Consider the following 14,093-nt stretch of genomic DNA (forward strand, 5'->3'; position numbering starts at 1 on the left):
GGAAGACAAGCCGATTGTACGACGCGCAAGGCGATGGGTCACGCCCGCGCCGCGCTGACGGTCTGGGCGGGCTCGCGCGCGGCGAGCGAAAACAGGTCGGGCGCCAGCGGTCCCAGCGTCTTGATGGCTTCCATCGGCGCGCTGAGCAGCCAGTGTCGGTAACGACTGACCTGAGAGAGGCTGTGACGCAAGGCGTGATACTCCAGCAACGATGTCAGCGTATCTCCCTCCGGGATACTCGCCGGGTCCAGCGTCGGGAGGGCTTGTAACGACAGCGTTTTTGGCCCGTCTTCGCCCAAGGGCGCGACGACAAGCTGATTCAGGCGCGCCAGCAACGCAACCGCGCCGACAATCACCGCCGGGGTCGTGGCGAGGCGTTGAGCGAGTTCCGGCGTCGAAAGGGCAATGGGGTCGCCCGGACGCTCGCCGGCCAGATGCCGAATCGCCATCGCCGTCAGCCGCGCCAGATCCCGCGCGGGTGGAAACACCGGCGCAGATTGATATTTTCCGCCCACCAGATGGACCATCGACGGCTGAACGCTCTCCATCACGTGGCGAAACGTCGCCGGATCGGGCGGTAAGTCCCAGAATACCAGCTCCTGGGCGGCCCGCAGCGTCTCACGCCCGCAGAGAATGCCCTCGTCCAGAAAGGGAATCTGAGGCGCGCGGCCTTCGTGGTAGAGCGCAACGGAGCGGCCCTCCTGTAGGGGCAGCATCAATTGCCCGACGAAGCTTTCGACGCCCTCGCGGCTGCGGTGATCCAGCCAGATTGTGGGGCCTTCCTCCTCTTGTGCGCTCATTTTTTCCGTCTGAGCGCGAGCAGGGGCCGTCACAGCCGGGCTTTGCGAAGAGGCGTTGCGTTCATGGCCATTGCGCTGCGCGGGCGGTCCCTCGGCGTTCGGCGCAATGGCTGCGCTCTGGCTGCGCTGGGCGCGCGCATCGGTGGATCCGGCGGGCGCATAGTCGCGGATAATCAACTGAAGCCGCTGCTGGCCGCGCCAGTCGTTCTGCTCGGCTGAGGCCACCAGCGACCATGGATGACTGGCGTCCAGACGCGCGCCCGCGCCGCTGCGTCCGAATCCCCAGATCAGGCCTTCGATGCGGTTCTGTTGATTGGGCGCAGGGGGGCCGGTCCGGCTTGGCGCGTCGCTCGGAGCGAGAATCAGCTTGAGGTGGTCGCCTGACTCGCCCAGCGTCTTTTGCCCGGCGATGGCGATGTTTTCTACCAGAAACAGGGGCGAAGGATTGGCTTGCCCGAAGGGACGCATCCGATCAATGATCGTGATCAGCCCCGGCGTCAGATGCTCCCAGTCGAGCCGCTCGTCGACTTCCAGCGTCGGGCGTAGCATCTCGTCGGTAATCGTACGCGCAGCCAGTGCGTAGAGGTCGTTTTTGAAGGCCTCCAGCCGATCCAGCGGCAGGGCGAAGCCGCCGGCGCCCGCATGACCGCCCGCGTGCAGGAAGTAATGACTCAACTCTGACAGGCGCTCCATCAGCGGAAATCCGTCGATACTGCGCGCCGAGCAGCGGGCTTCGCGCTTGGCGGCGTCTGGAATCAGCAGGAACACCGGGACGCTGAACTTCTCTTTCAGCCGCGTGGCCGCCAGCCCGATAATCCCCGGATGCCAGTCGGCGTTCGCCAGAATCAGCGCGCGCTGACCATCGAGCGCCCCATGGGAAACCACATAGCGCTCGGCGTCCAGAACGGTACGCTCGCATAACTCCTGACGCTTGCGGTTGAGCGCCTCAAAGCGCGCCGCAATGATACGACAGCGTTCGGGATCCGCAGACGTCAGCAGCTCGACGGCTTCATCGGCGCGCTCCAGACGTCCGACGGCGTTGAGACGCGGGCCAATGGTAAAGCCGAGCGTCTCGCTGGTGACGCTCGCCTCAGGGGACGCCCCGGCTTGCGCCAGCAGCGCGGCGATGCCGGGACGGCGATTGGCGTTCATCACTTGCAGGCCGCGCCAGACGAGCCAGCGGTTTTCCTGAAGCAGCGGCATCATATCGACGACGGTGCCGAGAGCGGCTAAATCCAGCAGGGTTTCGGCGAAATCGGCCTGTTCGTATGACGACAGCAGCGCCTGACAAAGCTTGTACGCCACGCCTGCGCCGCACATGTGATAAAGCGGGTGCTGCGCGTCCTGCAACAGCTTCGGATTCACGTTGGCAACGGCGGGCGGGATCTGCTCCGGCGGATCGTGGTGATCGGTGACGATCGTGTCGACGCCAAGACCTCGTAACAGGCTGACTTCCTTGAAATTGGTAATGCCAGTGTCGGTTGTCACCACCAGCTTGAGGCCGCGCGCGCTCACGAGCCGACACAGGGCCGTGGCGTTGAGCCCGTGGCCTTCGCTGGCGCGATCGGGAATGTACGCGCTGAAATTCGCCCCCAGATGACGCAGCGTGTCCGTAAAAATGGCGGTTCCCGTCTGGCCGTCGACGTCGAAGTCGCCAAAGACCAGAATCGCCTCGCCCCCGTCGATGGCCTGCCGCAGGCGCGCCAGCGCGGGCGCAAAGTCGGGCAGTTGCGCGGGATCCGTTGGCGCGTAGGCGTCCATGTCCAGAAACGCGCGCATGGCTTGCGGCGTCTGAAGCCCGCGATTCAACAGCAGGCGCGCCAGAATGCGCGAATCGCCCGCCGCCTTAATCAGCGCCGGGCTGAGGTGCGGCGCCTCGCCTCCGCGAAAACGCCAGTGCGCGCGCGCCGTCATAACAGTATCCCGCGCGTTGTCACAGACGCTCTCTCATCCTTAACGATGCCACGCGCTTATTGTAGCCCAATCCGCACGAAACGGCTGTCTGCGTGGCATGTAACAGTTACATGACGGCCCGGGGCGGCTGTTGCCTCCGGCACGGCGATCAATTCGGACCTGCTGCGCGTTTTTGTTCATAAGAAGCCCGTGTCGAGAAGGGCCGCCCGGCTCCGGCTTGCGTCGTTTTCCATGGCTTGACAGATGGCCCGCGCGTACTACAATCTCGATCACTCTGGAATTGCGATCCCCGGCAGGCGTCACCTGCGCGGACCGATCGGGAATCCGGCGTGTTTGCAGGCGTTTTGTAGCCTTCTGGAAGGATGACATCTTGTCGCAGCTTTGTTTTGAGACCTCTATGATGACGATGATGTCGGCCATGTGTATGGCCTCGCCCGCGCGTGATGGGAATCGCCGACCGTCGTAGTCTTCCAGCTTCTTCAGACTGCCACCGCCGCCTCCCTCGCGCCAATCGCCGGGAGGCGGTTTTCGTTATCGCCTGTTTCCTTTTTTAAAGGAGTCTCTTATGACCCATATCCTCTCCGCTCCCGGCGCGCCGCTCTGGCGGACGCTCGCAGGCCAGACAGGCGCCTGTGCGCGTCAGCTCCCCGCGCGGATTCTGGATACCCTGAAGGCCCAGCCGCTGGCAGCGATCGTGATTGGCTTGGCGCTGCTGGCTTTTGGCTTGTTTCATCCGCCGGCGGGCTTGAGCGCGGCGGGCTGGGGGGCGCTGTCGGTCTTTAGCGTCGCGGTGCTGCTGTGGATGACCAATCTGACCCCGCCGCATATCACCAGTGCGCTGGTGGTCGGGGCCCTGCTGCTGCTGGGCGTGAGTCGCCCGGAAGTGATTGGGGCGGCCTTTACGCACCATGCGGTGCTGTTTCTGATTGGCGCTTTTATGCTGGGGACGGCGGTTAAAGAGACGCGACTGTCCGAGGTCCTGGCGCTGAGTCTGATTCACCGCGCGGGATCGACCCCGGCGCGCTTGCCTGCCCTGATTTTTGCGATGGGCCTGCTGGCCAGCTTTGTGGTGCAAGAACATGTTGTCGTCGCCGTGATGTTCCCCATCGTCCTGAGTCTGGCCGATGACATCGCCCAGATTCGTCCCGGTTCGCGCTATCCGGCGTTTTTGCTGGTGGCGATGGCATGGGGCGCGGTCATTGGCGGGATTGCGACCTATCTGGGCGGAAATCGCGCCTTAATCGCCGATGCGATTCTGCATCAGGCAAGCGGCGCCTCGATTGGCTTCTGGGAGCTGGCCGCGATTGGCGCGCCCCTGGCGCTGGCCTTGGGCGTGGCGGGTTATGGCGTTTTGCGGCTGTTCTTTCCTATTGATGTGGCGAATCTGGACCCGGCTCTGGATGCGCTCAGCGAGGCGCACCAGCGCGAAGAGCCGCCTTCGGCGCGTGGACGGCGGCTGCGTACGGCGATCGTTCTCACGGTGGTGCTGACCCTGTGGCTGACGCTGAGCAAACAGCTCACGCTGGAAGGCATCGCGCTGATGGGCGTCGTGGGCCTCATTGCGCTGCGCTGCGTGAGCGTGTCGACGCTGCTGCGCAAGACCAACTGGCGGATTATCCTTATCTACGGCGGCGCGCTGGCCTTGAGCTTCTCGCTGAATCAGACGGATGCGCTGCGCTGGCTGGAGGCGCATTTGCATGAGGCCGTTGCGAGCTTTTCGCCGCAGGCCCTGACGGGGGTTTTCTCAGCCATTGCGCTGTTTGTCACCGAGTTGATGAATAATTCCGCTGCGGTCAGTAGTTTTCTGCCCATTGCGCTGCCGCTGGGCGTGGGCGCGGGCCTCTCGCCCAAGCTGGCCACGCTGGCCGTGGCGCTGTCCAGCGGGTTATCCTTTATTCTGCCCACCAGTACCACGGCCATCGCGCTGATTCTCTCGACGCCGCATGTACGCGTGCGCCAGTTGCTTGCGCCGGGCGTGCTGCTCAAGGGCTTGTCCTGCGGGATGATTACCCTGTGGTTGTTGTATCTTAAGCCCTAGGAGTCTGTCTGTGTCTGCCTCCAATGCTTCCTCGTCCTGCGCTTGCGGCGTGACTCTCTGGCTCACGGGAATGTCTGGCGCGGGGAAATCCACGCTCGCCAGCGCGTTGGCCGAAAAACTCGCTGCGCTGCATCTGCCTGCCGAAATTCTGGATGGGGATGTCGTGCGCGGCTACCTGAGCCAGGAATTGGGCTATTCGCGCGCCGATCGCGACGTTAATGTGCGCCGAATCGCCTATGTCGCCGGGCTCTTGGCCCGCCACGGCGTGTTTGTGATTACGGCAGTCATCTCGCCCTATGCCGACGCCCGCGCAGAAGCCCGTCGCCTGTCGCCGCGCTTTGTGGAAATCTACGTGAGCGCCTCGATCGACGCCTTGCGCGCCCGCGATCCCAAGGGCCTGTACGCGCGCGCCGACGCCGGCGAGATTCCTCAGTTTACCGGCGTGTGCGATCCGTATGAACCGCCTCAGAACCCTGATATAACGGTCCAGACCGATTCGCAAACCGTGGAGGAATCTGTCGATATCATTCTAAACGCCTTGCGCGATCGCGCATTACTGCCGCAGAAAGCCTTACAGGAGCCTGTTTATGGCGGATAAACGCGCGGCGCTGGATCGCGATCCGGATTTATCCCAGACCAATGCGGCGCTGGCCTCGATGACGGCGCTGGCGCGCGTGCGCTGGGGCTTTGAGGTCTTCGGCGACGGGCTGGCGTTTACCTCGTCATTTGGCGCGATGAGCGCGGGCTTGTGCCATCTGGTCAGCGTTGCGCGCCCGGGCGCGAGCGTGTATTTTCTGGAGACGGGCTTTCATTTCCCGCAGACGCTGGCGTTTCGCGATGCGTTGGTCTCACAGCTTGGGCTCACGTTGCGCGTGTTAACCCCAGCGCTTGAAAAATCAGCGCTGCAAGCGGAACTGGGGCCTGAGCCGTATCGCGCCAACCCGGAGCGCTGCTGCGAAGTCAATAAGGTCGCCCCCATGCGGCAATTGTTACAAGGCGTTGACGCTTGGATCTCCGGCGTGCGCGCCGGTCAGAACGCCTTCCGGGACGGTCTGGCGTACATTACGCGCACGCAGGAAGGTCAGTACAAGCTTCACCCGGTTCTGGACTGGACGAGCAAAGACTTGTACGATTACCTCCAGTCGAATCAACTGCCGACGCATCCCCTGTGGGAGCAAGGCTATACCAGCATCGGTTGCGCGCCCTGCACCCGCGCCCCGCTCGACGCCGCCGATGAACGCTCTGGCCGCTGGGCCGGCAGCGATAAGACCGAATGCGGTCTGCATTATCTCTAAACGACCCGCTCTCTCCCGTTAAAGGCGATTCTAATGGCTCTGTCCCGATCTGTTTCTGGCGAAAATGATTCCACGCAGGCGTTACCGCCCGGTCGCGTGACGATTGTCGGCGCCGGTCCGGGTCACCCGGATTACCTGACGCTCAAGGGTTTGCGCGTCTTGCAACAAGCTGATGTCATTGCCTATGACGCATTGCTGGATAAGTCGTTTCGCTTTCTCTTTCCTAAAAAGGCCTTCCGGATTTTCGTCGGCAAGCGCTGCGGCAATCATACGCTGGCGCAAGAAGACATTCACCGGCTGATGATTCGCCATGCGCGCCAAGGCAAGCGCGTGGTGCGCCTTAAAGGCGGCGATCCCTTCGTGTACGGGCGTGGTGGCGAAGAGTGGCTCTCGCTGACGGCCGCAGGCGTGGCCGTCGATGTCGTGCCCGGCGTTAGTTCGCTTCAGGCGGCGGGCGCTCTGGCTGGCGTGCCCCTGACGCATCGCGGGCTTGCCAACGCCGTGTTGACGCTGGAGTGTCACCGCGAAAGTCTGGAGCGTTACGACTGGCCTGCGATTGCCGCGTTTTTAACCGGATTTGACGCGACCCTTGCGATTTTAATGGGCAGCCGTCGCGTGGCCGTCATTGCCCAACGGCTGATGGCGGGCGGCGTCGACCCGGCGACCCCGGTCGCGCTGGTCGAAAACGCTACGCTGGCTGCGCAATGCGCGCGGGTCGCCCCCCTGTCGCAGGCGGCGGCCGGTGAGCTGACGCCGCTGACCGATGGGCCCGGCGTACTGTATCTGGGGCCGACGGTCGCCTTGCGCGCCCTGTTGCGAGACCCTGTCGGCGAATACGCGCCCCAGACGCCGCAAAATGTTCTCAATTCGGGGATGATGGCGCGATGACGCAGACGCTTGCCGGCAATTTGCCGCCGCCGCTGTTTCCGGCGTTCCTGAATTTGACCACTAAAACCGTGGCGCTGGTGGGCGGCGGGGCGGTCGCGGCGCAGAAACTCTCTCAGCTCTTGGCTTGCGGCGCGCGCGTTCGGCTGATTTCACCCCTAATTCGGCCCCAGACGCAGGCTTTGCTTGACACAGCGCCCCATCTGGTGGAAATTCGCCTGCGGCCCTTTGCGTTGGCGGATCTGTCCGGCGCGCATCTGCTGATCACGGCGACTGATGACCCGCAGGTGAATCGCGAAGCGGTCGAAGCGGCGCGGCGTCTGGGGATTTGGGCCAACTCGGTTGATGATCCGCCCTTCTGCGATTTCTTTGCGGCGTCGACCGTGGATCGCGGTCCGGTGCGGGTGGCCATTTCCACGCAAGGGCGTTTTCCCGGCTTCAGCGCGGCGTTGCGCAAGACGCTGGAGGCCTGGCTGCCGGATGCGCATCTGCCCGACATGGAGCGGCTGTTTGCCCTGCGCGCTGAAGCCCGTCGACGCATCCCGTCTTCAGAAGCCCGCGCCGCTGCCCTGAAAGCCATCTGCGCTGAGTTGGAAGCCCGCTATTTTGGCCCGTTAATGCAGGAGGCTGCCCCATGAATCCGCCCGAGACCCCGGCCCTGGACAAGGCCGAAACGCTGAAGGCCGCCTCGGATTACCTGCGCGGGAGTATTGCCCGGGAGTTGGCCGCGCCGACGGATCATTTCAGCGCGGACGCCTCCGCCCTGCTCAAATTCCACGGGATGTACCAGCAGGACGATCGCGACCAGCGCCAGTCCTCTGCGCAAGGCAAGACGAAGGTCTACTCGCTGATGGTGCGCGGGCGCATCCCCGGCGGCCGCCTGAGCGCGTCCCAATACGCCGTATGGGATGATATTGCGTCTCAGTACGCCAACGGCTCGCTTCGCATCACTACGCGCCAGAGCTTTCAGCTCCATGGCGTCCTGAAAAGCAACGTCAAACCCGTGATTCAGGCCATTCATCGCGCCTTGCTGTCCACGGTTGCGGCGTGCGGCGACGTGGCCCGCAACGTGACCCAGGCCCCCAACCCGCTTGGCCTGTTTGAGCTCAGCCTGCTTGACGGCGTGGCTGCGACTCTTTCCGATCATTTCAAGCCGAAAACCCCCGCTTATGCCGAAATCTGGCTCGATGACGAGAAAGTTGCCGCCGTGACGGCCGCGTCAGAAGACGCTTCTGCCCAAACGCCTGAGACTCAGGCCGAACCCCTGTACGGGGCGACTTACCTGCCGCGTAAATTCAAGATGGCCGTGACGCTGGCGGGCAATAATACGGTCGATCTCTACAGCAATGACCTGGGCTTTGCCGCAACGCTGCGCAGTGACGGGCGTATCGACGGTTACTTCGTCTTTGTCGGCGGCGGTCAGGGAATGACGCACAACAAACCCGAGACCTTTCCGCGTCTGGCCGACTGTCTGGGCTGGATTCCCGAGTGGGACCTGATTCCGGTCGCCGAGGCGGTTCTCACCACCCAGCGCGATTACGGCGACCGCAGCAACCGCCGGCACGCCCGCCTCAAGTATCTGCTGCACGATCGCGGCGTCGAGTGGTTTCGCGGCGAAGTCGAGGCGCGTTCGGGCGTGCGCTTCAATGGCGAGATTCCCCTTGCGCCGTGGCAAACGCCCTCTTATCTGGGCTGGCGTAAGCGCGCCGATGGGCGTTGGTCGCTGGGATGCCACACGTTATCGGGCCGCATCGTCGATCGCCAGAGCGCGCCGCTGAAATCTACGCTGAGGGCCATCATTGACGCCTATGCGCTCGATGTTCAACTGACCTGCGATCAGGATCTCATCCTGCTGGGCGTCGAAGAGGCTGATAAGCCCGCCATTGAGGCGCGTCTGGCTGAAGCCGGTCTGGATCTTTCCAGTCCCGCCCCGCTCTATGATCGCGCGCTGGCTTGCGTGGCCCTTCCTACCTGCGGACTGGCGATTACCGAGTCTGAGCGCTATTTGCCCACGCTGCTGCCGGTGATTCAAAGCGCGCTGGAGCGTCATGGTCTGTCGCAGCGCGCGCCTGTGGTGCGGATGACGGGTTGTCCCAATGGCTGTGCGCGTCCGTACTCCGCTGAACTGGCGCTGGTAGGGCGCTCGCCGGGCGTTTACGCCGTATTTTCGGGCGGGAATGTTGAAGGAACCCGTCTGGCCGAGCTGTTGAGCGAAGGCGTCCGCGATGCCGATTTTCCGGCTTATGTGGACCGCCTTTTTGCCCTGTGGCGCGCGCAAGGCGAGCCCGCCGAGCGTCTGGGCGACTTCATCGCCCGCTATTCGATTCCCGCCGCCCGCGAGGCTCTTGCCCCGCCTTCTCTGGAGACTTCGTCATGACTGAATTCGCTCGTTTTGGCGCTATCCTGCCTTTTATGAAAGATTCCCCCGGAAGCCGGAGACAGGCGCTTCAAAAGCTTACGGCGACGCAGATCAATGCGCTTGACCCCACTTTTGGGTCTATCGACGCAAGCCGGGTCAACGGCGACAGGTTTCATCCGGGCGTTCGTCTGTATCTGACGGGGGCGGATTGGAACGCGGCCCAGCATGCGCCTCAAAGCCCCCCGTTTGTTTCTCAAGTCGAACAAGCTGTCACAACCTGGCTTTTCTCTCGAAAAGGATCTCGATAAATGGACAAACTCACGGCCCTGGAGCAGGAAAGCATCTACATCCTGCGCGAAAGCTATAAAAAGATCGATCACCTCGCCATGCTCTGGTCGATTGGCAAGGATTCCACCGTGCTGCTGTGGCTGACGCGCAAGGCGTTCTTTGGCGCCGTGCCCCTGCCGCTGGTGCATATCAACACCACGTTCAAAATTCCGGCGATGATCGCGTATCGCGATCAGCTCGTGCGCGACTGGCGGCTGACCCTCATTGAGGGGCGCAACCACGCGGCGCTGGCCGAGGGCATGAACCATGAACGCGGGCGGCTGGTCTGCTGCACGGCGCTCAAGTCGGAAGGCCTCAAGCAGACGGTCGAAGAACACGGCTTCGGCGGCCTGATTCTGGGCATTCGCGGCGATGAGGAAGGCAGCCGGGGCAAAGAGCGCATCTTTAGCCCGCGTAATCAGGCCAGCGAGTGGAACGCCAAGGACCAGCCGCCGGAATTCTGGGATTCCTATAAAACCGACTTCGCTCCCGGCGACCATATTCGGGTGCATCCGCTGCTGCGCTGGTCGGAACTCGATATCTGGCGCTATATTGCCCGCGAACGCATCCCGGTTATCGACCTGTATTTTGCCGATGAGCGCGGCATGCGCTACCGCAGTCTGGGTTGCGCGCCCTGCACCTTCCCCACGGCGTCGTCGGCGCGTACGGTGGAAGATATCATCGCAGAACTGGAAACGACCACGGTGACCGAGCGATCGGGCCGCGCCCAAGACCAGGAAGACAGCCACGCGATGGAAAAACTCCGCGTCAAAGGCTATATGTAAGCTGGAAACAGCCTTTGCTGTTTTCTGGCGATTTTATTACGCCCTTAACCCAATGGAATTGCGTTTATGAACTCTCCTGCTCCTGCTTCTGGCCTCGCCTCGCAAGCGCTTGCTGCGAGCGAACCGGCGATGCCCCTGCATCTGGTGATTGTTGGCCATGTGGATCACGGCAAATCGTCGCTGATTGGGCGTATTCTTTACGATACGCAATCGGTCGAGCCGTCGCGGGTGGAAAAAATCCGGCGCATCTGCGAAGAGCAGCATAAGCCCTTTGAGCTGGCCTTTCTCCTCGATGCGCTGGAAGAAGAGCAGCTACAGGGCATTACGATTGACACCACGCAAATCCGTTTTCACACGCCCGCGCGGGATTTCGTCATTATTGACGCGCCGGGGCACAAAGAGTTTCTCAAGAACATGATTTCCGGCGCCGCCAAAGCCGATGCCGCCGTGCTGATTATTGACGCGCGCGAAGGCGTCCGCGAGCAATCGCGCCGCCATGGCTATCTCCTGAGCCTGCTGGGGGTTCGCAACATCGTGGTGGTCATCAACAAGATGGATCTGGTCGACTTCGATCAGGCGGCCTTTGAGCGCGTGCGCGATGAGTATCTCGCCTTTCTAAGCGAAATCGGCGTAGAGCCGCTGCAAGTCATACCGCTGAGCGCGTTTACGGGCGATAACGTGACGACGCGATCAGCAAAAATGCCGTGGTATGAGGGCGAATCCTTCCTCGGCTCGCTGGAGCGCTTCGCCTCTCCCGAAAAACAGGCTGTCGATACGCTGCGCATGACGGTTCAGGACGTTTACAAGTTTGACGATCGGCGCATTGTCGCAGGGCGAATCCACAGCGGGGCGCTCGCGGTGGGCGATACGATTCAGGCCTTGCCGTCGGGGCATCAGGCCACAGTGCTCAGCATCGAGACGTGGCCGTCGCCTGAGACGCCCATCACGCGCGTAGAGGCCGGTTATAACGCGGGTATTACGCTGGATTACCAGCTATTTCTGGATCGCGGCCATGTGCTGACGCATCCGGGCCAAGGGCCGGAACCGACGCGCTATGTGGCGGCCAACGTTTTCTGGATGGCCCCGCGCCCGCTGACCCTCGGTCAGCGCGTCAAGCTGAAAATCGGCGCGCAGGAAGCCGTTGCCACGGTGCATCAAATCAAGCGCGTGATGAATTCCTCCACCATGGAGCTGTTGCCCGGCGCCGATGGCGTCCCGCGCAACGACGTGGGCGAAGTGGTTTTTCGCGCCGAGCAGCCCATGGTCGCCGACGTCTACGGCGCGTTTACGCACACGGCGCGTCTGGTGATTGTCGATGGTTACGACGTTTGCGGCGGCGGCATCGTGCTGGCCACCGGTCTTAAGGGGCTTAATGCCGCGCGCGGCAATGTTCAGCGCTCTGAGCGCGAAGGGGCCAACGGCCATCGCGCCGCCCTGATTGCCTTTGACTCGGACGCCTCGCATCCGCGCGAACGCGACAGCCTGATGCGTCAACTCGAACGCGCGCTGTTTGACGCCGGTCTGCGCGTCAGCGTCGCATCTGCGGCGCCCGGTCAGACGCAGGCCTCGGCGGGCGTCATTGCCGCGTTGCTGGAGGCCGGCCAGGCGGTTCTGGTCGCAAAAGGCGCCTTCCCGGACGACTTATCGCCGGATTTGACGGCATCGGCCCTCTCCGTTGATCTTCGCGCGCATGAGGCGGCCTTGCCGCTGGCGCCGCAATTGGCCCAGGCTTCCAAGCGCCTGAAAGACGCTCTGCAACTGTCGGATGCCGCCAGCGACGCGCGGCGCGGCGATCTGGGCGCATCGCTGTTTTAACCGGCCTGTTCTGCCTTTGCGCCTCCGCGCTTGGTTTATGGGCGTCTTGCGGCTATAATGCCCTCCTGTTGTATTGGTGAGAGCGAGGCTGATTCCATGACCCTGACCATTGCGCGACTGCGGTCGCTTGCCGCAAGCCTGAGTTTTGCGACGGTTCTGAGCGCGACGCTGATGGCGGGCGTTACCCTGTCGATCACCCTGCCGCTGGCGGGCTGCGCCGATAAATCCGCTGAAACGGCCCTGACCATCAATAAAACCATCAAGATTACCCGTGGCGAGTACGATGCGGTTCATGACGCCTTTCTCAAGCGCCTGAATCTGGGCGTGGAAGGCGAAAAAGAGAAGGAAGCCGCGCTGAAGAACACGCTGTTGCAAGAACAAATCAAGCAGATGACCTTCAACAAGCTGATTTTCACGGCGCTGCTCAATCAGGACGCCAAAGCCCTGAACGTGTCGGTCAGCGACGCGGATCTCAAATCCTACAAAGATAAGAATCTGGCGCAGATTGGCGGGTCCGAAGCGCTCGACAAAGTACTGAAATCCGAAGGCATGACGCAAGCCGAATTCGACCAGAACCTGCGTGACGAGATTCTCATTAAGAAATACGTGGAAGCCAAAGCCCAGCGCGAGAATCTGCCGCTGACGGTGAGCGACGCCGACGCCCAGCAGTTTTACAATGCCCACAAGGCGATGTTTAACCAGCCGGAGTCCGTACGCGCCTCGCATATCCTGTTTAAGGCGCTTCCCAACATCATTAAGCAGGACGCGCTGCAGAAAAACCCCAAGGCGACTGAAGCCGACATCGCGCGCGAAGTCAGCCGCATTCAGGGCGAGAAGAAAAAAGCCGCACAGGAGACCCTTGCCCACGTGCTGAAAACCCCGGCGGACTTTGAAAAACTGGCGCGCGATAAATCCGACGACGCGGCCACCGGCCTGTTTGGCGGTAATCTGAATATGCTCACCCAGCAGAGCGCCGACCCCAGCTTCTGGCGCGCTATTATCGGCCCGGCGCATCAGTTGCGCCCCGGCGACAAGGCGGGCAAGATTCTGCCGCAGGTGGTGCAGTCGATTTTTGGGTATCACGTGGTGCGCGTCACCGGCTACCGGCCCGCAGGGCAGGTCCCCTTTGCGCAGGTGCGCGAGGAGCTGCGCGAGCAAATGGCGATGCAGAAACGCCAAGCCGTGCTGATGGCCTGGATGGGTTCCAAGCGTCAGGGCATTGAGCTGGATTTTGCGCCGGATCTCAAACCAGCGGGTATGGACGCTGCGCCGGGCGCCGGGGCGTCTTCCAACCCTGCGAAAACCCCGCAAAATGCCGCGCAGGCCCGTAAAGCCGCCGATGCGATGGGCGCTGCGCCGCCGCCGGCGCCGGTTAAGTCGGGCGGGTAATCGACGGTGACGGGCGGCGTTCTGTCTGCGGGCGACCTCGCTGAGACGCTGGCGCTTGCGCGCGCAGGCAAGCGCGTGGCGACGACCAACGGCTGCTTTGATCTGCTGCATGTGGGCCATCTGCGCTATTTGCAGGCGGCGCGCGCGATGGGCGACCTGCTGATTGTCGCCATCAATAGCGATGCCTCCGTACGTGCGCTCAAAGGCCCGTCTCGCCCTCTTGTCTCGCAGGACGATCGCGCTGAGCTTCTGGCGGGCCTGCGTTGCGTCGATTATGTCGTGATTTTCGATGCGCCGACGCCGCTGGACGTGTTAACCCAAATCCGTCCCGACGTCCACGTGAAGGGCGGCGACTACGACGCCGACACCCTGCCGGAAGCGGCGGCTTTGCGCGCGCTGGGCGTCGAACTGGCGTTTGTTCCCCTGGTGTCGGGAAAATCCACCACCGCGCTGGCCAAACGGCTGAGCGCGGGCGTTTAAGACGCG

The 14,093-nt window shown here is 62.7% G+C and carries 12 protein-coding genes; 10 read left to right on the top strand and 2 right to left on the bottom strand.

What is annotated here, in order from left to right; all coding sequences use genetic code 11:
• Positions 1-38: 38 nt before the first annotated feature.
• On the bottom strand, positions 39-2,714 hold the full coding sequence (gene recJ / locus IPK79_06870) for a single-stranded-DNA-specific exonuclease RecJ (GenBank protein MBK8190158.1): 2,676 nt from the start codon (positions 2,712-2,714) through the stop codon (positions 39-41).
• Between the two features lie 39 nt (positions 2,715-2,753).
• Positions 2,754-3,134, bottom strand: coding sequence for a hypothetical protein (locus IPK79_06875; GenBank protein MBK8190159.1), 381 nt, complete (start codon positions 3,132-3,134; stop codon positions 2,754-2,756).
• Between the two features lie 145 nt (positions 3,135-3,279).
• Between IPK79_06875 and IPK79_06880 the strand changes: the two genes are divergently transcribed.
• The 10 genes from IPK79_06880 to rfaE2 all read left to right on the top strand — a co-directional run bounded on the left by IPK79_06880 (position 3,280) and on the right by rfaE2 (position 14,087).
• Positions 3,280-4,752, top strand: coding sequence for an anion permease (locus IPK79_06880; protein MBK8190160.1), 1,473 nt, complete (start codon positions 3,280-3,282; stop codon positions 4,750-4,752).
• 70 nt (positions 4,753-4,822) lie between these two features.
• The gene (gene cysC, locus IPK79_06885) at positions 4,823-5,350 is read left to right on the top strand and encodes an adenylyl-sulfate kinase (protein MBK8190161.1); all 528 of its coding nucleotides are present in this window, start codon (positions 4,823-4,825) and stop codon (positions 5,348-5,350) included.
• The gene (locus IPK79_06890) at positions 5,340-6,047 is read left to right on the top strand and encodes a phosphoadenylyl-sulfate reductase (GenBank protein ID MBK8190162.1); all 708 of its coding nucleotides are present in this window, start codon (positions 5,340-5,342) and stop codon (positions 6,045-6,047) included. Before cysC ends, IPK79_06890 begins: the two co-directional genes overlap by 11 nt.
• A 33-nt stretch (positions 6,048-6,080) precedes the next feature.
• Positions 6,081-6,935, top strand: coding sequence for a uroporphyrinogen-III C-methyltransferase (gene cobA, locus IPK79_06895; protein ID MBK8190163.1), 855 nt, complete (start codon positions 6,081-6,083; stop codon positions 6,933-6,935).
• The gene (locus IPK79_06900) at positions 6,932-7,570 is read left to right on the top strand and encodes a bifunctional precorrin-2 dehydrogenase/sirohydrochlorin ferrochelatase (protein MBK8190164.1); all 639 of its coding nucleotides are present in this window, start codon (positions 6,932-6,934) and stop codon (positions 7,568-7,570) included. The genes cobA and IPK79_06900 overlap by 4 nt, the downstream gene beginning before the upstream one ends.
• On the top strand, positions 7,567-9,309 hold the full coding sequence (locus tag IPK79_06905) for an NADPH-dependent assimilatory sulfite reductase hemoprotein subunit (protein ID MBK8190165.1): 1,743 nt from the start codon (positions 7,567-7,569) through the stop codon (positions 9,307-9,309). Before IPK79_06900 ends, IPK79_06905 begins: the two co-directional genes overlap by 4 nt.
• Positions 9,310-9,599: 290 nt before the next feature.
• Positions 9,600-10,403 carry a sulfate adenylyltransferase subunit 2 gene (locus IPK79_06910; protein MBK8190166.1) on the top strand — a complete coding sequence of 268 codons (804 nt, stop codon included), beginning with the start codon at positions 9,600-9,602 and terminating at the stop codon, positions 10,401-10,403.
• A 66-nt stretch (positions 10,404-10,469) separates the two neighbouring features.
• A complete protein-coding gene (locus IPK79_06915; GenBank protein MBK8190167.1) occupies positions 10,470-12,218 on the top strand; it encodes a GTP-binding protein in 1,749 nt (582 codons plus the stop codon).
• Between the two features lie 96 nt (positions 12,219-12,314).
• Complete coding sequence (locus tag IPK79_06920; GenBank protein MBK8190168.1) at positions 12,315-13,607, top strand: SurA N-terminal domain-containing protein; 1,293 nt, start codon at positions 12,315-12,317, stop codon at positions 13,605-13,607.
• Positions 13,608-13,628: 21 nt separating this feature from the next.
• The gene (gene rfaE2, locus IPK79_06925; GenBank protein ID MBK8190169.1) at positions 13,629-14,087 is read left to right on the top strand and encodes a D-glycero-beta-D-manno-heptose 1-phosphate adenylyltransferase; all 459 of its coding nucleotides are present in this window, start codon (positions 13,629-13,631) and stop codon (positions 14,085-14,087) included.
• The last annotated feature ends 6 nt before the right edge of the window (positions 14,088-14,093 follow it).

This window comes from Vampirovibrionales bacterium (genome assembly GCA_016712355.1).
Classification (GTDB): domain Bacteria; phylum Cyanobacteriota; class Vampirovibrionia; order Vampirovibrionales; family Vampirovibrionaceae; genus JADJRF01.